Origin of the sequence: Streptomyces sp. NBC_00322, from assembly GCF_036147535.1 — a bacterium.
In the GTDB taxonomy this organism is placed as follows: Bacteria; Actinomycetota; Actinomycetes; order Streptomycetales; family Streptomycetaceae; genus Streptomyces.
This window is the reverse complement of the sequence record NZ_CP108019.1, coordinates 5,038,439-5,057,618: the sequence shown is the minus strand read 5'-3', so window position 1 is coordinate 5,057,618 and position 19,180 is coordinate 5,038,439. Positions and strand designations below refer to the sequence as shown.

The 19,180-nt window shown below is 67.8% G+C and carries 20 protein-coding genes; 14 read left to right on the top strand and 6 right to left on the bottom strand.

The window, feature by feature from the left end; genetic code table 11:
* Positions 1–57 precede the first annotated feature (57 nt).
* Genes OG905_RS23095 through OG905_RS23080 form a run of 4 tightly spaced genes read left to right on the top strand, consistent with a single transcriptional unit; the run spans position 58 to position 6,197 of the window.
* Positions 58–564 carry an SseB family protein gene (locus tag OG905_RS23095; protein ID WP_443043972.1) on the top strand — a complete coding sequence of 169 codons (507 nt, stop codon included), beginning with the start codon at positions 58–60 and terminating at the stop codon, positions 562–564.
* Positions 561–1,208: a hypothetical protein gene (locus OG905_RS23090; RefSeq protein ID WP_328676659.1), complete on the top strand. Its 648-nt coding sequence runs from the start codon at positions 561–563 to the stop codon at positions 1,206–1,208. The genes OG905_RS23095 and OG905_RS23090 overlap by 4 nt, the downstream gene beginning before the upstream one ends.
* Positions 1,208–5,812 carry a putative T7SS-secreted protein gene (locus OG905_RS23085; protein ID WP_328676658.1) on the top strand — a complete coding sequence of 1,535 codons (4,605 nt, stop codon included), beginning with the start codon at positions 1,208–1,210 and terminating at the stop codon, positions 5,810–5,812. Before OG905_RS23090 ends, OG905_RS23085 begins: the two co-directional genes overlap by 1 nt.
* Before the next feature lie 4 nt (positions 5,813–5,816).
* Entirely contained in the window at positions 5,817–6,197 is a 381-nt protein-coding gene (locus tag OG905_RS23080; RefSeq protein ID WP_328676655.1) for a hypothetical protein, read from the top strand.
* Between the two features lie 493 nt (positions 6,198–6,690).
* On the opposite strand, the gene OG905_RS23075 is transcribed toward OG905_RS23080, so the two are convergent.
* From OG905_RS23075 to OG905_RS23065, 3 genes are all read right to left on the bottom strand, one after another.
* A complete protein-coding gene (locus OG905_RS23075) occupies positions 6,691–7,038 on the bottom strand; it encodes a hypothetical protein (RefSeq protein ID WP_328676653.1) in 348 nt (115 codons plus the stop codon).
* 76 nt (positions 7,039–7,114) lie between these two features.
* On the bottom strand, positions 7,115–7,702 hold the full coding sequence (locus OG905_RS23070; protein ID WP_328676651.1) for a Uma2 family endonuclease: 588 nt from the start codon (positions 7,700–7,702) through the stop codon (positions 7,115–7,117).
* 50 nt (positions 7,703–7,752) lie between these two features.
* A complete protein-coding gene (locus tag OG905_RS23065; RefSeq protein ID WP_328676649.1) occupies positions 7,753–8,250 on the bottom strand; it encodes a hypothetical protein in 498 nt (165 codons plus the stop codon).
* Positions 8,251–9,403: 1,153 nt separating this feature from the next.
* On the opposite strand from OG905_RS23065, the gene OG905_RS23060 reads away from it, so the two are divergent.
* Positions 9,404–9,931: a hypothetical protein gene (locus OG905_RS23060; RefSeq protein ID WP_328676647.1), complete on the top strand. Its 528-nt coding sequence runs from the start codon at positions 9,404–9,406 to the stop codon at positions 9,929–9,931.
* Between the two features lie 6 nt (positions 9,932–9,937).
* Here the strand turns inward: OG905_RS23060 and OG905_RS23055 are convergent, their stop codons facing one another.
* Positions 9,938–10,354: an ATP-binding protein gene (locus tag OG905_RS23055; protein ID WP_328676645.1), complete on the bottom strand. Its 417-nt coding sequence runs from the start codon at positions 10,352–10,354 to the stop codon at positions 9,938–9,940.
* A gap of 124 nt (positions 10,355–10,478) precedes the next feature.
* Between OG905_RS23055 and OG905_RS23050 the strand changes: the two genes are divergently transcribed.
* Genes OG905_RS23050 through OG905_RS23040 form a run of 3 tightly spaced genes read left to right on the top strand, consistent with a single transcriptional unit; the run spans position 10,479 to position 11,791 of the window.
* Positions 10,479–11,333 carry a helix-turn-helix domain-containing protein gene (locus tag OG905_RS23050; RefSeq protein WP_328676643.1) on the top strand — a complete coding sequence of 285 codons (855 nt, stop codon included), beginning with the start codon at positions 10,479–10,481 and terminating at the stop codon, positions 11,331–11,333.
* Positions 11,330–11,524 carry a DUF397 domain-containing protein gene (locus tag OG905_RS23045; protein ID WP_328676641.1) on the top strand — a complete coding sequence of 65 codons (195 nt, stop codon included), beginning with the start codon at positions 11,330–11,332 and terminating at the stop codon, positions 11,522–11,524. The genes OG905_RS23050 and OG905_RS23045 overlap by 4 nt, the downstream gene beginning before the upstream one ends.
* 54 nt (positions 11,525–11,578) lie before the next feature.
* Positions 11,579–11,791 (top strand): hypothetical protein, encoded by a 213-nt coding sequence (locus OG905_RS23040; RefSeq protein WP_328676640.1) that lies wholly within the window; start codon positions 11,579–11,581, stop codon positions 11,789–11,791.
* Here the strand turns inward: OG905_RS23040 and OG905_RS23035 are convergent.
* Together OG905_RS23035 and OG905_RS23030 are read right to left on the bottom strand one after the other, a co-directional pair.
* On the bottom strand, positions 11,788–12,015 hold the full coding sequence (locus tag OG905_RS23035; protein ID WP_328676637.1) for a hypothetical protein: 228 nt from the start codon (positions 12,013–12,015) through the stop codon (positions 11,788–11,790). The genes OG905_RS23040 and OG905_RS23035 overlap by 4 nt on opposite strands.
* Positions 12,016–12,035: 20 nt before the next feature.
* Positions 12,036–12,863 (bottom strand): LLM class F420-dependent oxidoreductase, encoded by an 828-nt coding sequence (locus tag OG905_RS23030; protein WP_328676635.1) that lies wholly within the window; start codon positions 12,861–12,863, stop codon positions 12,036–12,038.
* Positions 12,864–12,959: 96 nt separating this feature from the next.
* Between OG905_RS23030 and OG905_RS23025 the strand changes: the two genes are divergently transcribed.
* From OG905_RS23025 to OG905_RS23000, 6 genes are all read left to right on the top strand, one after another.
* Positions 12,960–13,292: a hypothetical protein gene (locus OG905_RS23025; protein WP_328676633.1), complete on the top strand. Its 333-nt coding sequence runs from the start codon at positions 12,960–12,962 to the stop codon at positions 13,290–13,292.
* A gap of 173 nt (positions 13,293–13,465) precedes the next feature.
* Positions 13,466–14,746, top strand: a complete 1,281-nt coding sequence (locus OG905_RS23020; RefSeq protein WP_328676631.1) for a PucR family transcriptional regulator — start codon at positions 13,466–13,468, stop codon at positions 14,744–14,746.
* A gap of 119 nt (positions 14,747–14,865) precedes the next feature.
* Complete coding sequence (locus OG905_RS23015) at positions 14,866–15,138, top strand: hypothetical protein (RefSeq protein WP_328676629.1); 273 nt, start codon at positions 14,866–14,868, stop codon at positions 15,136–15,138.
* The gene (locus OG905_RS23010; RefSeq protein WP_328676627.1) at positions 15,138–16,742 is read left to right on the top strand and encodes a sodium/solute symporter; all 1,605 of its coding nucleotides are present in this window, start codon (positions 15,138–15,140) and stop codon (positions 16,740–16,742) included. Before OG905_RS23015 ends, OG905_RS23010 begins: the two co-directional genes overlap by 1 nt.
* A 154-nt stretch (positions 16,743–16,896) precedes the next feature.
* On the top strand, positions 16,897–18,432 hold the full coding sequence (locus tag OG905_RS23005) for a CehA/McbA family metallohydrolase (RefSeq protein ID WP_328676625.1): 1,536 nt from the start codon (positions 16,897–16,899) through the stop codon (positions 18,430–18,432).
* An 80-nt stretch (positions 18,433–18,512) separates the two neighbouring features.
* Positions 18,513–19,130, top strand: coding sequence for a DUF3995 domain-containing protein (locus OG905_RS23000; RefSeq protein WP_328676624.1), 618 nt, complete (start codon positions 18,513–18,515; stop codon positions 19,128–19,130).
* The last annotated feature ends 50 nt before the right edge of the window (positions 19,131–19,180 follow it).

Here is a 19,180-nt window from a genome sequence, read left to right as displayed (position 1 = left end):
ATGCCTTCCCAAATGACCACTTAACGGCGTTGCTTGTGAGAATCGGATCGTGTCAGCATGGCGCGTGTGACCAATGACGGGGACGGAATATCGCAGCCGGAGCGCCGTTCGCGGCTGGCTGACCTCGCTGACTCAACGACGATTCCGGTGGTGGCGGCTGCGGGGCCTGCGAAGGCGGCGCCTGAGATCTCTGCGGACGAACAACTCGCTGCAGCCCGCCGAGAGTTTGCGGTGTTGCTCGGGGAATTCCGCCGCACCGCGGTACTGGTGCCGATCGACGCGTACGGCAGCCTGTGGACGGCCGACCAGGGCGGAGTCCGGTGGATCTGCGCGTTCTCCGACGAGGAGGCGCTTGCCCGGTTCGCACGGGCACAGGGCGACGCCGACCGTGAGTGGACGTATCAGACGATCCTGGGCGCGCGCCTGCTGGACGTGATGGTGCCGATGCTGCCCGGACCCGCAGGCGTGGCACTCGACGCGGGCAGTGACGAGGGCATGTTGTTCCCGCCGGTCGAGGGCATCGTGCCCGACGCGGTGGCGGTTGATCTCGGGGGGACGGAATGACCGGAAGCGATCCTGATCTCGCGGCGCCGCCAGTGGCCTTGGCCGCCATTGCGATGGGCATCAACTTGGCGCATGCCGAGTTGAAGGAACTCGGCATGATCGGCGAGGCGTCTACCGGGCGAGGCTTCTCGGATCTCGCCCTGTCGGGACTGGAGTTGGGGCACGGCGGGCTGACGGCGGAGTTCCAGACGTTCTGTGACCGCTGGGAGTGGGGCGTGCGGACCCTCACCATGCGAGGGAACGGGTTCGCGCAAGGGGTTGGCCTGGCAGCAGGCTCGTTCGCCGAACAGGAGCAGTACGTCAAGGACTCGATCAAGATCGGCGTGAACTCCCTGAACGGGAACCCGCACTTGAGCGAGGACGAGGTCAAGGGCATGAGCTGGGACAAGATCAGCACCCAGTCCGCGTTCGACGGTGCGGACTGGAGCGCCGAGTCCTTCTCCGAGGCCCAGAAAGAGGTCAACCAGACCTGGAAGAACACCGGATACGACGTCATGGACGCGCAGATGGACTCGATGGAGCGCTCGGGAATCATCGACCCGAAAGTGCGCGAGAAGATGGACGAGGAGCTGCGCGAGACGTTCGATCCGGATCAAGCGACGATCGATCAGGCTGAACAGCCGCGGTGGGGGGAGCACGGCTGATGCCGGACTGGGGGAAGTGGGTCGACAAGGGCATCGATCTTGTCGACAAGGGTGTCGACAAGGCCAAGGAGAAGGTCGGCGAGGGTGTCGACTGGACCACCGACAAGATCGGTGAAGGTCTTGATCACGCGGGCCAGCACGCGATGGCGGACGTGGTCGAGGACTGGGGCGACGAGACCGCCTCATCGCTCGGCGCGGAAGTCGGTGAGCAGCAGCTCGGCGAGACCGAGGAAGCGAATGAGCTGATCCACGGCAATCCCGGGAAGATCGCCGAGTCGGTGAAGAACCTGCGGGACTTCCAGATGGCGTTCGACCTGGTCGGCGCCGGAATGAAGAGACTCGACTCCAGTCACTGGAAGGGCGAGGCGGCCGACGCGTTCCGCGAGAAGTTCCAGACCCTGCCCACCGACTGGCTGCACGCGGCCGACGCGTTCGAGGACGCCGCGAAGGCACTGGAGACGTACTCCAAGTCGATCACGAGCGCGCAGGGCAAGGCGAAGGAGGCGATCGCCCTGTACAAGGAGGGCGACGAGTCCTCCAAGACGGCCACAGACGCGTACAACAAGAAGGTCGACGCGTACAACGCCGCGCGCAACGGCGATAATCCGCTGCCCAGGCCAGTTGAGCCCCCCGACCCCGGCGAGGCCAAACGCGAGCGGGCGCAGGAGATCCTCAAGGAAGCGCGCCGTCATCGCAACGAAGCCGCCGAGACAGCCAAGACGGCGGTCACCGCGGCGATGGCCCACGCGCCGAAGGAACCCACCGGCCGCGAGAAGCTAAAGCTCGAAGCCATGGACTGGAGCATGGCCCAGGGCTTCGAACTGGCGCATTTCGGCGGCGGCATCGTCAAGGGCACGGCGGGCCTGCTCAACTTCGTCCGGTCGGTCGACCCGATGGACCCGTACAACCTGACCCACCCGGCGGAGTACTACAAGGGCCTCAACATGACGCTCGCGGGGCTGGCGTCCACCGTGGCCAACCCGGACCGTGCGCTGAAGAACGCATGGGAGGCTGCCAAGGGCGACCCGTCGGAGTTCCTCGGCCGACTGGTTCCGGAGCTGATCGGCTCCAAGGGCGCGGGCGGCCTCAAGGGGCTGCTGCGCTCCGGCGCAAAGGACCTTGCCGAACACCCGAAGGGCAAGGGCCGCCACGGTCACGACAAGGACCCTGACAGCGGCGGCAAGAAGTGCAGCGAGACGAAGTGCGACGGAGACCCCGTTGATGTCGCGACCGGGCGGATGCTCCTGCCGCAGACGGACATCGCGCTACCGGCCTCACTCCCCCTGGTGTTCCGGCGCACCTTCGACTCCTCGTACCGCGCTGGCGGCTGGTTCGGCTCGACCTGGGCGAGCACGGTGGACCAGCGCCTGGAGATCGACTCCGAGGGCGTGGTGTTCAGCTGTGACGAGGGCAGCCTGCTGGCGTATCCGCATCCCGCGCCCGGTGTCCCCGTCATGCCCACGCACGGCCGCCGCTGGCCACTGAACCGGGTGGACGACGGCTACACCGTCACGGACCCCGAGAGCGGCCAGGTCTGGCATTTCGTAGACCACACCGCCGAACTGGCGCTCCTCGCCCAGATCGACGACCGTAACGGCCGCTGGATCACCTTCGAGTACGACGAGGACGGCGCCCCGACCGCGATCGTCCACCACGGCGGCTATCACCTGAAACTCACCACCAACGAGGGCAGAGTCACCGCTCTCCATCTGGCGGGCGCGGCCCTGGACGGCACCGACCAGGAGATCCTGCGCTACGGCTACACCGACGGCCACCTCACCGAGGTCACCAACTCCTGCGGCCGTCCATTGCGGTTCGGATGCGACGAGCACGGTCGCATCACGTCATGGACGGACACCAACGCCAGCCGCTACGACTACGTCTACGACGACCTCGACCGTTGCGTGTACCAGACCGGCGCCAACGGCCACGTCGAGTCGCGCTTCACCTGGGACGACACCGACCCGGACACCGGCCTGCGCCTGACGTCGATGACCGACGGGCTGGGCCACGCCAAGCGGTTCCTCATCAACGAACGTGCCCAGGTTGTCGCGGAGATCGACGCGATGGGTGGCGTGACGCGCTTCGAGCGCGATCGCTACAACCGACTGCTGTCGGTGACGGACCCGCTCGGCCACGTCAGCCGATCCACGTATGACGAGTCGGGCCGTCTGACCACGGTGGTGCGCCCGGACGGGCGGGAGCTGTGCGTCGATTACAACAAGCTGGGAATGCCAGTCCGCGTTAGGCGCGCGGACGGGACAGTCACGCGCCAGACGTACGACGAGCGCTGCAACCGCACGTCGGTCACGGATTCTTCGGGTGCGACGACACGCTTCTCGTACGACCAGGCGGGGCACCTGACGTCGGCCACGGACGCTCTTGGCCACAGCACTATCGTGCGTTGTGACAGGGCGGGACTCCCTCTGGAGATGACTGACCCTCTAGGTGCGACGACTCGGTACGAACGCGACGCGTTCGGCCGCCCGGTCACCATCACGGATGCACTCGGCTCGATAACGCGATTCGAGTGGACCGTGGAGGGCAAGGTCTCCAGGCGTATCGACGCGGACGGGAGCGAGCAGTCCTGGGTGTACGACGGCGAGGGCAACTGTCTGTCGCACACCGATGCCTTGGGCGGGGTCTCAACTTTCGAGTACACAGACTTCGACCTGCTCGTGGCCCGTGCCGGGCCGGACGGTGCGCGCTACGAGTTTGACCACGACACCAATCTCCAGCTGATACGAGTCGCGAATCCGCAAGGGCTGACCTGGGACTACGAGTACGACGCGGCCGGGCGGCTCATATCAGAGACGGACTTTGACGGTCGCACGCTCTCTTACACCCACGACGAGGCGAGCCGCCTTACGTCTCGGACCAACGGGCTCGGCCAGACCGTCCGGTTTGAGCACGACGAGCTCGGCCAGGTGATCCGCAAAGACGCGGAAGGCGCTATCACCACCTTCGAGTACGACATCTTCGACGAGCTCGCTGCAGCAACCAGTCCGGACGCGACCTTGGTCCGGCTCCGCGACCGGTTCGGACTCTTGAGGTCCGAGACCGTGAATGGGCGCAAGCTCCGGTTTGACTACGACGTCCTCGGCCGCCGGACAGGCAGAGCAACGCCGACCGGGGCCGTCAGCACGTGGGCGTACGACGCAGCGGGCAACCGCACCGAGCTCACGACCTCGGGCCGCACTCTCACCTTCGAACACGACGCCATGGGCCGGGAACTCGCCCGCTGCTTCGGCGAGAGGGTCACACTTCGGCACGGGTTCGACGCGATGGGCCGCGTGACCGACCAACACGTCATCAGCCAGGGCCGCGATCTTCAACGCCGCGCCTACACCTATAGAGCCGACGGCCATCTAGTCGGCGTCGAGGACGAGCTATCCGGCGTGAGGACCTTCGACCTGGACGTAGCAGGCCGGGTTACCGCGGTCCGTGCAGCTAATTGGACGGAGAGATACGCGTACGACGCGGCTGGCAACCAGACCGAGGCCTTCTGGCCGGCTTCCCATCCAGGCCAGGAGGCCAGCGGTGCGCGCACCTACACAGGCACGCAAATCAACCGCGCCGGACGCGTCCGCTACGAACACGACGCACAGGGTCGGATCGTACTGCGCCAGAAGACCCGTCTCTCGCGCAAGCCCGACACGTGGTTCTACGAATGGGACGCGGAAGACCGACTCACTTGCGTGACCACGCCGGATGGAGCCGTGTGGCGGTACCGGTACGACCCACTGGGCCGCCGAATTGCCAAACAGAGGCTCGCCGATGACGGCCAGACGATTCTGGAGAACGTCTCCTTCACCTGGGTCGGCGCAACTCTTTGCGAACAGACCACCGAGAGCGAGACACTCCCTAACCCGGTCGCGCTCACCTGGGATTACAACCGTCTGCAGCCAATTGCCCAGACAGAACGAATCCTCGCCGCGGACGCCCCACAGCAGTCCATCGACGAGCGCTTCTTCTCGATTGTCACCGACCTGGTCGGAACCCCCAGCGAACTCATCGACGAGTCGGGCGCACTCGCATGGCAAACTCGAAGCACACTGTGGGGTACAACGACCTGGGCAACCACAAGCACGGCGTATACCCCACTACGGTTCCCGGGCCAATACTTCGACCCGGAGACCGGACTCCACTACAACTTCCACCGCCACTATGAACCTGGAACAGCCCGCTACCTCACGGCGGACCCACTGGGTCTAACACCTGACCCTAATCCGGCGACGTACGTCCACAACCCTCACACCTGGACTGATCCGCTCGGTCTGGCACCCTGCTTTCCGCCGGAAACGGTAATCAACACACCAGAGGTCGTTGCTCCGAAGCCCCTAAAGCCTCACCAGGTGATAGACGAATGGGAGAAATTTCTCGGTGATGGCCCCTACACGAACATTCACCCCCGAACAGGTCAACTGGATCCCAACAGGCTGGTTTCCGCCGACGGCACGCGAAGCATCCGTCTAGGCGATCACGAAATGAATAGCAAGCCCACAAAATTCCACTTCCACAAAGAGTCGTGGACCTTCATTTCCCCGTCGAACACGTGGATAGTTGACAATACGATGGTGCGAGTCCCGCTAGGATTGAAGTGAGCGCGTGAGAATTCAAATTACCGAAGTCCTGGACCCCCAAGCAAAAGTCGTCACCTTCGATAGTCCTGCTGGATCGGCATGGGGTTGCTGGCACAGCTCAATGGAACCCGAAGCTGGTGCATACGACGTCGAACTCGAAGTCCCAGACGTAGTCACCTCATGGGCCCTGACCACCGGACCTGATCTAATTGCAGGAGAGTACTCGCGGCGCGAGGTGACCCTTCGCGGCTCCGTTCAGTCTGTGGGCGATGACGCCGTTGTCGCACTTCGCATCGATCGGGACATCGTGCTCGTTGAGGTCGCGGCTGACACCACAGAAGCCTCCATCGGCGATTCGGTTGAATTCACCACGTCGAACGTCTTGCTATATCCCTACACGATTTGACGCCTCCCCAAGTCACGGGCAGTGAGGCGGGAACGTGTCGGCTCACCGCAGCGTCAGTTCGGCCCAGACCGTCTTGCCGACGACGCGGTCGGCAACTCCCCACGTCGAGGCGAGTACCTCGACCAGGAGCAGGCCGCGGCCCGTTTCCGAGTCAAGGGTCGGTGGCCTCGAAGACGGTTCGCCGGTCGCCGCGGGCGCCGGGACCTCGATGCGGAGCGTCAGCGGCCAGAGCGTGAGGCGCAGTTCGAAGTCGCGGCCCTGGACGGGCGTAGCTGGCTGCGTTGGCTATCAGCTCGGCGGCGATCAGTGTCGCCGAGTCGGTGCAGCCGGCGAGCTCTTACAGTACGTGATGCCCCGGGGCCGCCCGGCATCGCGAGGCACACAGATCGACGAGGTCGCCCCCGCGCGCCTGCAACCGCGCAGCAGCCTCGGCGACATCCAGCCCCCCGTCCCTGGCTCGCTTGCGGGCGCGGCGCATGGCGTTCTCGGCGGATCAGGCCATGGCGAGGATCGCCGTCGCAGTGACGAGCTGCAGCGCGAGCTGGGTGACGACGAGCGACTTCCGCACGCGCCTCGCCCAACCAGCCGTCGGGTACACGATCAGCGCCGCGACTCCCGCGGTCGCGCTTCCCCAGAACGCGTACCACGCCACGCTACCCAGCGCGTTGTAGCTCGCTCCGCACCCCTCCCCGTAGGTCAGACAGCGTCCGAAGCGTTCGGACATCAGGACGGCGAGCCACGCGAGAATCGCGGTCGGGAGCAGCGTCATGAGCCCGAGGCAGGCCGGACGGCGCCATTGCCGGTCGCTGGTCCGGGCGGCGATGGCTGGAGCTTCATTCATGCTCTCCAGTTCGCCACAGGCCGCGTCGCCGAAGATCCGTCCAGCTACTCATCCGCGTACTCAACTCGCTTCCCCATCACTCGGCGTAGTCCTTGAGCTTCTGCGTCTCCAGAGTGATCCCGACAGGGTCGGGGAGCTCGACAACGGCGCCGAAGGGGCGCGTGGTGATGCTTCGATACGAGCCGCCCTCGGGTTCGGCATGGACGGTGACCGAGCAGGCGTCGCGGTCGACGAGGAGGTAGACCGGGATACCTGCCGCCGCGTAGCCGCCGGGCTTCTCGACGCGGTCGCGCTGGTCGGTGTCGGGGTCGTGCGAGGTGACCTCGACGGTCATCAGGACGCCACCCGGCTCGGCCCACTCGCCCTGCGGGACGAAGTGGTCGATGGGCGCGAGAGCGCCGTCCGGACGGGCCCGCCCTCTGCGGTACGTCTCGACCTTCAGGCCTTGCTCGGGGTAGAGGCGATGATCAGGGAGGTGCTGCATGCACTGTTCGAGGAGCCACATCATGATGGCTCCGTGGACACCGTCCGGCACGGGCTTGACCTGGACCTTTCCCTGGCTGAACTCCAGCCGCACCATCTCTGGCGAACGGCGGGCGAGTTCCTCGAACTCTTCGACCGACATCTGGGGCCGGGACGGCCGGGGGGTAGTCCTGGGGGTCATGGCGTCGCCTCCTCCCCTCCATGGTGCCCTGACCGGCGCATCGTGCACGCTCATCCGCGACTCCTCGGCGGCAGTCCGGCCGCGACACGCGCGGCGTCGGCGTGCGCAGCCACCTCCGCCGGACGGGGGCCGGGGCGGAACGTGGCCGGGATGTCGTCCTCGTCCTCGCTGCGACAGGCCTCGCACATGCCGTTGATCAGCGGCTCGTCTTCCTCGGTCGTGTCACAGAACATGCAGATCATGACGCTGTGCAGCACGGTCTCGGGCTCACGGGCAGGCTTGGGCGGCATCTTGTCCTCCAGTCGTCGTTTCGCGATCCCCGCCGGGTTGTGGATCGCATCGGGCAGTCCGTCAGTGAGGACACGGATCAGGTGCTGCACGCTCGCGCCGTACGTCAGCCAGGTCGCGGCGAGAGGTTCCAGCCGCTCGCAGTCGGCGGCAGAGAGGGTCATCCGAGGGTTGGTACGGCCGAGGGCGGCAAGGGTCCGGTAGGCAGTGGTGCGCTCCCGTGCGGGCTCGGCGGCTGCCGGCTGGGTCGTCAGGGGCACCGCCCGGGGCGTCGAGCATCACGCCTCGTAGGCTCCGGCAGAACTTTTGCCACCAGTCGGCACTGCGGGCGGTACGCGACCAGTACGTACGCGTCACCCAGCGCTCCCCGTCGTCGCGGACCACTTTCTCCTTGATCCGGCGCAGATGGCCCGCGTTCGTGAGTGCCTTGAGCGCACTACGGATCGCCGCCTGGCGGTAGCCGGCGATGTGTTTGGCAAGGGTCTTGTGGTCCATTGCCGCGCCCTCGGGGAGGCGATCGATGAAGACGGCGACGGCCGCCTCCCGCTCGGGCAGGTGTGCGAAGTCGCCGCTGCGGGAGGGCGATTGATCGGGTGCGGGGCGCTTGCCGTAGCCGGGGCTGGCCATGGGGTGTGCGGGCGTGGGCAGGGCACAGCTAGAGTTGAGGGAAGCCACGAGATCGGTCCTGTCGATCTTGGAGGTCAGACCCCGGCTGGTGCTCGAACACCGGTCGGGGTTGTTCATTGCTGTGAACGCTAGAGGCATATGACAGCGCGTGGCAAGCTGAACACCGAAAGTCAACTCTCGTGGGCATTACGGGCGTTGGGGAGGGTGGGTGGGTTCAATCCACCAACCATTCCTCACAAACAGGGCTCGGAGCTCGGAGCTCAAAGCTTGGAGCTCAAGGGCCTTTTGAGTAGCGGGATGAGTATCCGCGCGGATCTTCCGGGCTCCGACCATGACCTACTGGCGGCATGCACGACGTTTCCCTCCCACCGCATGTGGCTGACGATCGGCGATCGCGGCTGCAAGCCCGGGCCGGTCTTGTGGGCCTCGTCCCCGCCATCGTCATTGCCTGCGCCCTCTGCTCGAGCGCTGCACCAAGGGAGGCTGCACCGGCCTCCATTACTCCCTCGACATCGCCTGGTGGGCCTTCTGGGTCAGTGCAGCGTCCGGCTCGGTCGCCGCGTTCTCGCCCCAGCGGCCGAGTTGGAGCCGAAACTTGCGCCCGTTACTGACCTGGGTACATCTGACGAGGCTGACGATTTCGGTCGGGGGAATCCTGGCGTGGGGAAAATAGTCTTGTGTCAGATTGTCTCCGCATGTAGACCACTCCGGCCACGAGCGGCTGCTCTCCACTCGCTGGGGCTGCCCTGCGAGAATCAACCTACGGGCGCTCACACGGGGCCTTCGATGCGCTGGAGAGAGCTGATCGTGAAGGCGATTCCATTCCTTGTCTCTTTCATCACCACGGGGCGGCTGCACGGGCTGGGGGTCGGATCGACCCTCGGCCAAGTCGACGAAGCGATCCACTGCAAGTTCATCGACGATGCCTGTCGGTCTGGTCTCTCGCTGCGGCGGGACTATGGATTCTTTGAGTTCTCCTTCAACCCGGGCCCTGAGTGGGTGATGGCCAACTGTTCAATCCAATTGCACAGACTGGCGTCGGGCGGCTCCATGCGAAGAGAGTGGCGCAAGAGCATGCGGGTCGACTTCCCGCAGTACCTCGCCTGGGATGAACTGCGGGACGCGCTCTCCAAGACGCCGGAGGCTCCGACAATGAAGGTCACCGACCAAGGTGGCTTCCTCGAGTACCGCGCAGCCGCGGCGGACACGAATGTGTCCGCCATCGTGAACGACGATCACGAAGAGCGTGGACGGTCGCTAGGGCATGGAGATGTGTGGAGCGTCAGCATGTGGGCCGCCGCTCCGACGCAGTAAGTCGGCTCACTCCAGCGATAGTTCCGCCCAGACCGTCTTGCCTACGACGCGGTCGGCCGTGCCCCACTCCGTGGCCAGCGCGTCGACCAGGAGCAGGCCACGGCCCGTCTCCGAGTCGGGGGTCGGTGGCCTCGCGGCCGGTTCGCGGTCGCCGCGGGCGTCCGAGACCTCGATGCGGAGCGTCAGCGGCCAGAGCGTGAGGCGCAGTTCGAAGTCGCGGCCCTGGACGCGGGCATGGGTGACCGCGTTTGCCGTCAGCTCGGCGACGATCAGTGCGGCCGTGTCGGAGAGGTCGCTGCCGTAGGGGATGCCCCAGCCGTCGAGTTGGTGGACAGCGAGGTGGCGGGCCACGCGGGCGCCCCGGCGGGTGGCGCTGAAGCGTTGCGTGAACTCAGCCGTGGGGGTGGCGATTTCGGATTTCATGTCACCGAGCGTGACCGGTTCCCCGTACCCTGACCAGGAGCGTGATCGCGACGCTGGGTAACTGTACGGGTACGGACGGCGGGCTGTGCGGAACGTCGGCCGTGACCCGAGAAGGCGGTACGGCATGACGGAAGAGCGGCCGGAGCGGCCGGCCGAAGTGGACGGGACAGCGCATCTCTTCAGCGCTCTGGGCAAGCAGATCAAGGTGCTGCGGGAGAACGCCTCGATGAGCCAGCGCGAGCTGGGGGTTGCTGCCCATTGCGGGGAGGACCTCATCTCCGCGATGGAGCGGGGCGTGCGGACGCCGCAGCCCGATTTCCTGGTGCGGGCCGATGAGTTGCTGTCGGCCGGGGATGTGCTCAAGGCGGCGGTGGAGGACGTACGGGAGGCCCAGGCGAAGGCGCGGACCCGGCATCCGGACTGGTTCCGGGATTACGCCCGGGCTGAGGCGGAGGCCGTCGCGCTGCACGACTACAGCAACCAGGCCGTGCCTGGGCTCCTTCAGACCGAGGAGTACGCGCGAGCCATCTTCACCCAGCGTCGGCCGCTGCTTGACGAAGAGACCATCGAAAAGCGCGTGGCCGACCGGCTTGCTCGGCAGCAGATCTTCGAACGATGGCCCGCACCGACCTTCAGCTTCGTGTTGGAGGAGGCCGTACTGAAACGGCCGATCGGTGGGCGCACCGTTAATGAGAACCAGTTGCGTCGACTGCTGCGCGTCGGGCGGTTGCGGACCGTGGAGCTTCAGGTGATGCCCCTGGATCGCGAGGAACACCCGAGCCTGGATGGCGCGTTCATCCTGCTGACGCCCAAGGGGCGGCAACAGGTGGCGTATACGGAGATCTACGGACACCCCCGGCTGATCACCGATGCGGAGGAGGTCCGCGTCTTCACCGAGCGCTATGGGATTATCCGGGCGCAGGCTCTCACCCCACGGGAGTCGCTGTCCCTGGTCGAGAAGATGCTGGGAGAACGATGAACACCACTGAGCTCAACTGGTACAAGAGCAGCTACAGCAGCGGCGAAGGAGGCGCGTGCGTCGAGGTCGCCACCACCGCTGCCACCATCCGTATCCGGGACTCCAAGGTCACCGACGGCCCCCACCTCGCCGTCACCCCCTCCACCTGGTCCGCCTTCCTCGCGCACCCCGCGCTGCTCCCTCTGGACTAGCCCGCACGCGTGTCTCCCGGGCTCGGCCCGTCCGTATCGGCAGGCTCGGGGGGCGTGACCACATCACGGCTGATCGCCATCGCTGTACTGACCGCTGCTGTGCCCGCCGCCGCGCTGTTCCCCGCGTACGCCGCCTATGGGCCACGCACCGGGGCGCCCACCGTGCAGGCCCCCGGTGCGGCAGGCGGCCGCACCGACTGCCTGTACGGCAAGCAGCCCGCGGCTGACACCTACTCGGTGTCCTTCGGATGCCGGGTCGACGCCTAGAGATCGTCCTCCGGCAAGGGGCGCATGAGCTGAGCGGTCAGTTCGGGGTCGGCCAGAATCCGGGCCGTCGCACGCCATTCGGCAATGACACGGTGAAAGTCGGCCTGGACGTTGACGTCGACGTCCGTATGCGCCGTTTCGGCGAGTTCCTGCACGAATTGCCGCACCTCGTCGTCGGACAGGTGCCGCACCCAGGGGACGACCGACGGCAGCTCGCGGTGCACGGCCCGCGCCTCGCCGCCCCTCACAGGTACTGCCCGAATTCGTCCAGCACCCGCAGTACCTCCGCCTCCCCCGCCGGGGGCAACTGCAGCACCACCTCCTCCACGCCCAGTTCCGCGTAGTGCGCCAGCTTCCCCGGCGTCGGCAGGACCGCGTACGGGACCACCTGCAGCTTCTCCGGGTCCCGGCCCGCAGCCGACCACACGTCCCGTAGCACCGGGAGCGACTGCGCCAGGCCCCGGCCGCCGATCGGGAGCCAGCCGTCCGCGTAGTCCGCGATGTGCGCGAAGAGCTTCGGGCCCGCGGCTCCGCCGACGAGCGTGCGCGGCGCACCGCCGCCTGGCTTCGGGTAGGCGTACGAGGCCCGTACGGAGCCGAACTCGCCCTTGTACGGGGTCGGTTCGGGGGCCCAAAGTGCCCGCATCAGCCCCATCCGGTCCCGGGTCAGTTCGCGGCGCGTCGTCCATTCCACCCCGTGGTCCGCGGCCTCTTCCCGGTTCCAGCCGAAGCCGACGCCCAGCGTGAAGCGGCCGCCCGACAGGTGGTCGAGGGTGGCGATCTGCTTGGCCAGGTCGATCGGGTCGTGCTCGGCGACGAGCGTGATGCCCGTGCCGAGGCCGAGCTGCGAGGTGACCGCCGCCGCCTGGCCGAGGGCCACGAACGGGTCGAGCGTGCGGCCGTACTCGGGTGGCAGTTCGCCGCCCGCGGGGTACGGGGTCGTGCGTTCCACCGGGATGTGGGTGTGCTCCGGCAGATAGAGCCCGCCGAATCCGCGCTCCTCCAGCTCGCGCGCCAGCCGCACAGGCGTGATCGTCTCGTCCGTGAGGAAGATCGTGGTCGAGATCCGCATACGGAACCTTCCGTCATCGACTCTGGTGACGGCCCAAACGTATGCCGTACGGTGCCCCATGCCGAGAGCTCGGTATCAACGGGGAGGATCCGCATCATGATGCGACTGCGCGTCGCCACCACCGCACTTGTACTGTCCGGGGCTCTGCTCGCCGGGGCGCCCGCCGCCTCGGCCGCGTACACGCCCACCGCGGCCGTCGCCCAGCAGAACACCGCGGCAGCCCGGCCGGAAGCCGGTGCGGCCGTAGCGAAGACGTCGACCACCAGCACGGTGAGCACCGTCAGCAGCAAGGACCGCAAGAAGAGCAAGAAGAAGAAAAAGAAGAAGAGCGGCCTCTCGGCCGGTCTGGTCATCGGCCTGATCATCGGCATCGCGGTGCTCGTCCTCATCGCGATGCTGCTCATGCGGCGGAACCGCAGCACCGACTAGCCACACGCTCGGCCTGCCCGGACAGCCGTCCGGGCAGGCCCCGCCGCACGGAATCATCACGATTCGGCCTAATTCTCGCTCAGGACTAACCAACCGCTTAGCATGATGCCTTCCTGTACGGGTGGCGCCGGCCTCCAAGGCCGGCGGTCGATCTCCGCGCTGCTGGAGGGCCCATGCACACCAGTCCTGTCTCCGTTCTCGCCGTCCCCGATCTCACGGACGCCTCTCCTCTCGACCTCTTCGACCATGCCTGCCGACGCCTCCTTGAGCGCGGCCAGGAGTTCACCGACACCGTGGTGGACAAGATCCGTACCGAGGTGCCGTACTACGCCGATCCCGTCCTCGCGCCCTCCGACCTGCGGCAGTCCGTCGACATCGGCATACGCCACGCGCTGGAGGCCGCCCTGGATCCGGGCCGGATCGTGGACATCGAGCGGTACACCAGAGAGCTCGGCATACGACGTGCGGAGGAGGGCCGCCCCCTCGACGAGGTGCTGCACGCCTACCGTGTCGCAGGCTCGGCGTGCTGGGGCGGAGTCGTCAGCGCGGTGGAGCGGGACGGCGTCGGCGATGTGCGTCAGCTGGTGCATGTGGCCGAGGTGGTGTGGAAACACAACGACCGCGACGCCGTCATGCTCGCCGACGCCTACCGTCAGGTCGCCAAGGGCGTAGCCAGCCGGCACGGGGAACGAGTCCGGCTGATCCTCGCCGCGCTGCTGGAGAGCCGCAACAAACCCGAGTTCACCCGGGACGCCGCGGCGATGCTCGACCTGCCGCTCGACGGACGTTTCGCCGTGGCAGTGGTGAAGGCCATGCCACCGTACGGCCACGTTCCGGACGGCGTCCCGAACGTGCGCGGCATCCGGATCCTGCGCCAGACCCGTGGGCAGCGCGACGTGCTCGTGGCCCACCTCGGCGACCATTCCCTGGACGCGTTCGCCTCCGGTATGGTCCCGGGCCCGGGCCTTCGGATAGGCATCAGCCCGGTCGTCCAGGGCCTCGACAGCCTGCCCCGGGCGCGGGACATGGCAGACCTCGCCGTCGGCACGTGCCGCGCCGACGGTGAGATCGCCCGGCTCGACTCCCGCCTGCCCGACGGGCTGCTCGTCTCGCGGCCCGACCTGTCCGCCGCACTGGCCCACCAGGTGCTGCGGCCCCTGTACGACCTGGAACCCGCCGACCGAGACACGCTGTTCGACACCCTCCGCATCTGGATCGAGAACGGCGGTTCCGCCGCACAGGCCGCCCGGCACATGTACTGCCATCGCAATACCGTGCTCAACCGCCTGCGCCGCTTCGAGCAGCTCACCGGCCTGGTTCTGTCCCGTCCTCGCGATCTGGTGCAACTCACCCTCGCGCTCGACGCCCACCGCCTGTTCGGGCCGAACGCCGCGCTCGGCACCGGCGACAACCTGCTGGCGCCGGCCACGAGTGAATGGGCATCAGCACACTGATCTCGTGGCGGCATTGGGAGCGCTGAACGGCGTGTGCCCAGCGTGTCGACGCGCCGTTTCCCGCGTGTTCTGGTGAGCCCCCAGCACGGGGAACTGCCCACGCCCGCCAGGAGATCGCCATGGCATACGAGCACGCCCACCACCTGCATCAGCGGCCAACGCCGCCACGCCCAGGCAGGTCCTTCGCCCTGGTCAACGGACTGACCCTCGGCGTACATCTGGTGCTCGCCTGCTCCGCCGCCGACTTCCTCGGCAACCGCGTCTGGGGCGAGATCAACGTCGGCGTGCTGGCTCTGCTCCTCCAGGGGTCCCTCCTGATGTGGACGGCGGCGCGATACGACCGCCGCAAGGACGAACGCGTCCCGCACGAGCAGGACGTGGAGCAGTACTGATGAACCATGAAATCCCGCTCGCCGCGTCCGGCCTCCTGGACACCGACACACGCGCCCTGGTCCTCGCGGGCTTCCTGACGTTCATCGTCCCCATCCTGTTCATCTGCGTTCTCAGCGGCCCTGAGAGAGACCGGGTCAACGAGTTCTACACAGCCGGTCGCAGAATGCGTCCGTTCCGGGGGGCTCTCGTCCTGTCCGGCGTGTACCTGTCCGCGGCGACGGTGCTCGGCACCACGGGAAGCGTCGCGGTCTTCGGCTACGACGGCCTGTTCATCGCCCTGTGCACGGTGCTGTCGCTCGGGGTACTCCTCCTGCTCGCCACTCCCCTGCGCGAGCGCGTCGGCTACACCCTGGGAGACACCTTCGCCCTGCGGACCCCGGGGCCCGCCGTGAGGATCGCGGCCGCCGTCGTGACCTTGAGCGCATGCGTGCCGTATCTGGTCGTGCAGCTCTCCGGCGCGGGAGTGACCACCACGACGCTGCTGGGACTGTCCGGTCCGGGCGCCGAACAGACAGCCGTCGTCATGATCGGCCTCCTGGTCGTCTGCGCCACGGTGTTCGGCGGCATGCGCGGCACGGTCGTGATTCAGGTCATCAAGACGGTGGTGCTGCTCGGCGCCGCCCTCGCTGTGACCGCCGTACTGCTCCACCGCTTTCACTGGAACACCGACTCCCTGATCGATGCCGCCGGACGGGGCAGCGGCCGTCCCGACGGCCATATGCGTCCCGGCCTCCGGTTCGCGGGCAGCAGCGACCCAGAAGCCACCCTCGACTTCATCGGCCTGATGATCACCATCGTGCTGGGAGTGGCGTGCCTGCCCCACGTCGCCCTGCAGCTCAACACCGCTCCCGACGCGGCCACCGCGCGCCGCACGGTGCGCCACACCATCGGCATCGTCGGCGGTTTCTGCCTTGCCACGGCGCTGATGGGCCTGGCGGCCGCCGCGCTGATCGGCACCCCGGCGATCATGGCCGCGGATCCTGGGGGCAACAGCACCCTGCTGCTGCTCACCAGCGAGCTGGCGGGCGGCCCGTCCACCGACGCGGACGGAGCATTTCTCGTCGTACTGGTTTCCTCCGCCGTGTTCCTCACCACGCTGGCCGTCGTAGCCAGCGTCACCCTGGCAGCCGCGGGCGCGGTCGCCCACGACCTGTACACACATGTCCTGCGCAAGGGACGCACGACCGAGGGCCGCGAGGTGGCCGCCGCACGTCTGGCATCCGCGGGCATCGGGCTGCTGAGCATCGCCCTGGCGGTCTGGGTCCAGGGATGGAACGTCCTGTTCCTGTCGGCCCTCTCCCTGGCGGTGGCGGCCTCCTGCCTGCTTCCGGCCCTGGTGTACTCCCTGTTCTGGAGCGGCTACACGCGAGGCGGCCTGCTCTGGACGCTGTACGGAGGCCTCTTCAGCGCCATCGGACTCCAGATCTCCGGCCCGGTCTTCTCCGGAAACCCCTTGGCACTCTTCCCCGACTGGCACCTCAACTGGTTCCCGCTCCAGACGGTCGTCCTCGTGTCGATGCCGGCGGCCTTCCTTCTCGGCCTGCTGGGCAGCCTCGTGGGAAGGCGGCGGGTGCGGCCGGTCATGGAGCACGCCGGGGTATGAGTTCGGCAGATCGCGGCCCCAGCGGCTGGAAAACCACCCCGAAAGGCCCGCGCAACCCGCGAACCCCTTTCCCTTGCACGGCAGTTCACGGCTCAATACGAGGGTTTGAGTACACCACTCCTGTCCCCCTCACCCACCCCGGGGAGCCGACGGCATGTGCAACGACGAACACGCACAACACGCGATGGACAGACGAGGACTGCTCGTGACGGGAGCCGCGACGGCGCTTACGTTGGGCACTGTGAGTTTCGCGAACGCCGCACCCAACGACGGCGGGCCGACCGCCGGCGAACCGACCAAGGTCGTGCGCGGCACACTGCCGCCCGGCTCCCCCGACTTCGTCTATCTGCCGGTCGAGATCCCGAAGGGCGTACGCGAGATCCACGTCGCGTACACCTACGAGCGGCCCGTCGTCCCGCCCGGCACCCAGGGCAACGCGCTCGACATCGGCATCTTCGACGAGCGCGGCACCGAGCTGGGCGGCAGGGGCTTTCGGGGCTGGTCGGGCGGAGCGCGAACGGAGTTCTTCATCCGGGCGGACGAGGCGACGCCCGGATACATCCCGGGCCCGGTGCGGCCGGGCACCTGGTACATCGCGCTCGGGCCGTACACAGTCGCGCCGCAGGGTCTCGCGTACGAAGTCTCCATCACGCTGCGGTTCGGCGAGCCCGGCACGACCCCCGGGCCGGTCTATCCGCCGGAGCGGGCCAAGGGGCGCGGCCGTGCCTGGTACCGGGGTGACTGCCATCTGCACTCCTGGTACTCGGACGGAAAGCGCACTCCCGCCGAGATCGCGGAGCTCGCGCGTGCCGCCGGGCTCGACTTCATCAACACCTCCGAGCACAACACACACTCCTCGCACCCCCACTGGGCCGACCAGGCGGGCGACGACCTGCTGATCCTCACCGGCGAGGAGGTCACCACGCGCAACGGCCACGTGGTGGCGCTCGGCATCGATCCCGGGACCTTCGTCGACTGGCGCTACCGGGCCAAGGACAACCGTTTCGGCCACTACGCGCGCCAGATCAGGCGCGCGGGCGGCCTGGTCGTCCCGGCCCATCCGCACGCGACCTGCATCGGCTGCAACTGGAAGTTCGGGTTCGGCGAGGCGGACGCGGTCGAGGTGTGGAACGGCGCGTACACGCCCGACGACGAGGTCTCGCTCCAGGCCTGGGACAACACGCTGGTCGCGGCCGCCCGCTCGGGCAGGCGCTGGACGCCCGCGATGGGCAACAGCGACGCGCACCGCCCGCCGGACCCGGTCGGCACGCCGCAGACGGTGGTCCTCGCCGAGGCCCTGACGCGGGAAGCGATCCTGGACGGCATCCGCGCGGGGCGTTCGTACGTCGCCGAGTCGAAGGCGATCACGCTGTCCTTCTCGGCGGCGGGCGGCCGCGGGCAGCACGCGGGCATCGGCGAACGGCTCCGGGTCGACGACGACACGACGGTGACGGTACGGCTGGAGGTGACCGGCGCGCCGGGCTGCTCGGTGCGCTTCGTCACCGACCAGGGTGTGCTGCACACGGTGGCGCTGCCGCCGGAGGGAGCGGGCACGGTGGAGTGGCGGACGACGCCGGAGTACGCGACGTATGTGCGGGCGGAGGTCCGGCACGCGGTGGTGGTTCCGGGGCTGCCGGGGCCGCTGGCGGCGTTCACGAACCCGATCTTCCTCGGCGGCGTGGGCGGCTGACTTCCCGCGAACTCGTCGGAACGAATCGCCGGTTCGGCTCCTCTGTGGGGTGACGCATTCCGCTCACCCAGGAGGTCGTGATGGAAACGAACCTGCGAACCGGCGCCGCTCGGGCAGTGGCGGCCGTACTGACCGCCGACGGGCTGCTGCACCTGTTCTGGGCGACCGGCAGCCACTGGCCGGCGGACGACACGAAGGCCTTGTCGTACGCGGTGCTCGGCGCCGACGTGCCGTTCACCGTGCCCGTACTCCTGCCGCTCGCCGCGCTGCTGTTCACCGCGGCCGGACTGGTGACCGCACGGGCGCGGCTCGGCCGCGGGCACCGCTGGGGGCGGCTGCTCCAAGCCGGGACCGTGGCGGTCGCCTGCGGTACGGCGGTGCGCGGACTGGCCGGGCTGGCATGGGCGGGCGGGCTGCGCGCGGGGCTCGACGAGGGCGCGGGCAGCACGTTCTACTGGCTCAACCTGGCCCTCTACACTCCGCTGTGCCTGGCTCTGACGGCTGCGGCACTGCGGGTGGCAAGGGGGTGTGCGGCGGGTCAGGCTGGATCAGGGAGCGGCGTCATGCGGCTTCGGATCCAAGGCGGAGGAGGGAGGCATGGCGGAGCCATGCCGACCGACGACAACGCAGGAGACGGAGTCGCAGGGCGTCGCGAGCCCAGCGTGACCCGCCGGACACCCCCTAGGGAGCGGAGTTGAGTGACGACGACGTCGAACGGCTGGTGCGCGCCGCCCAGCGCGGCGACACC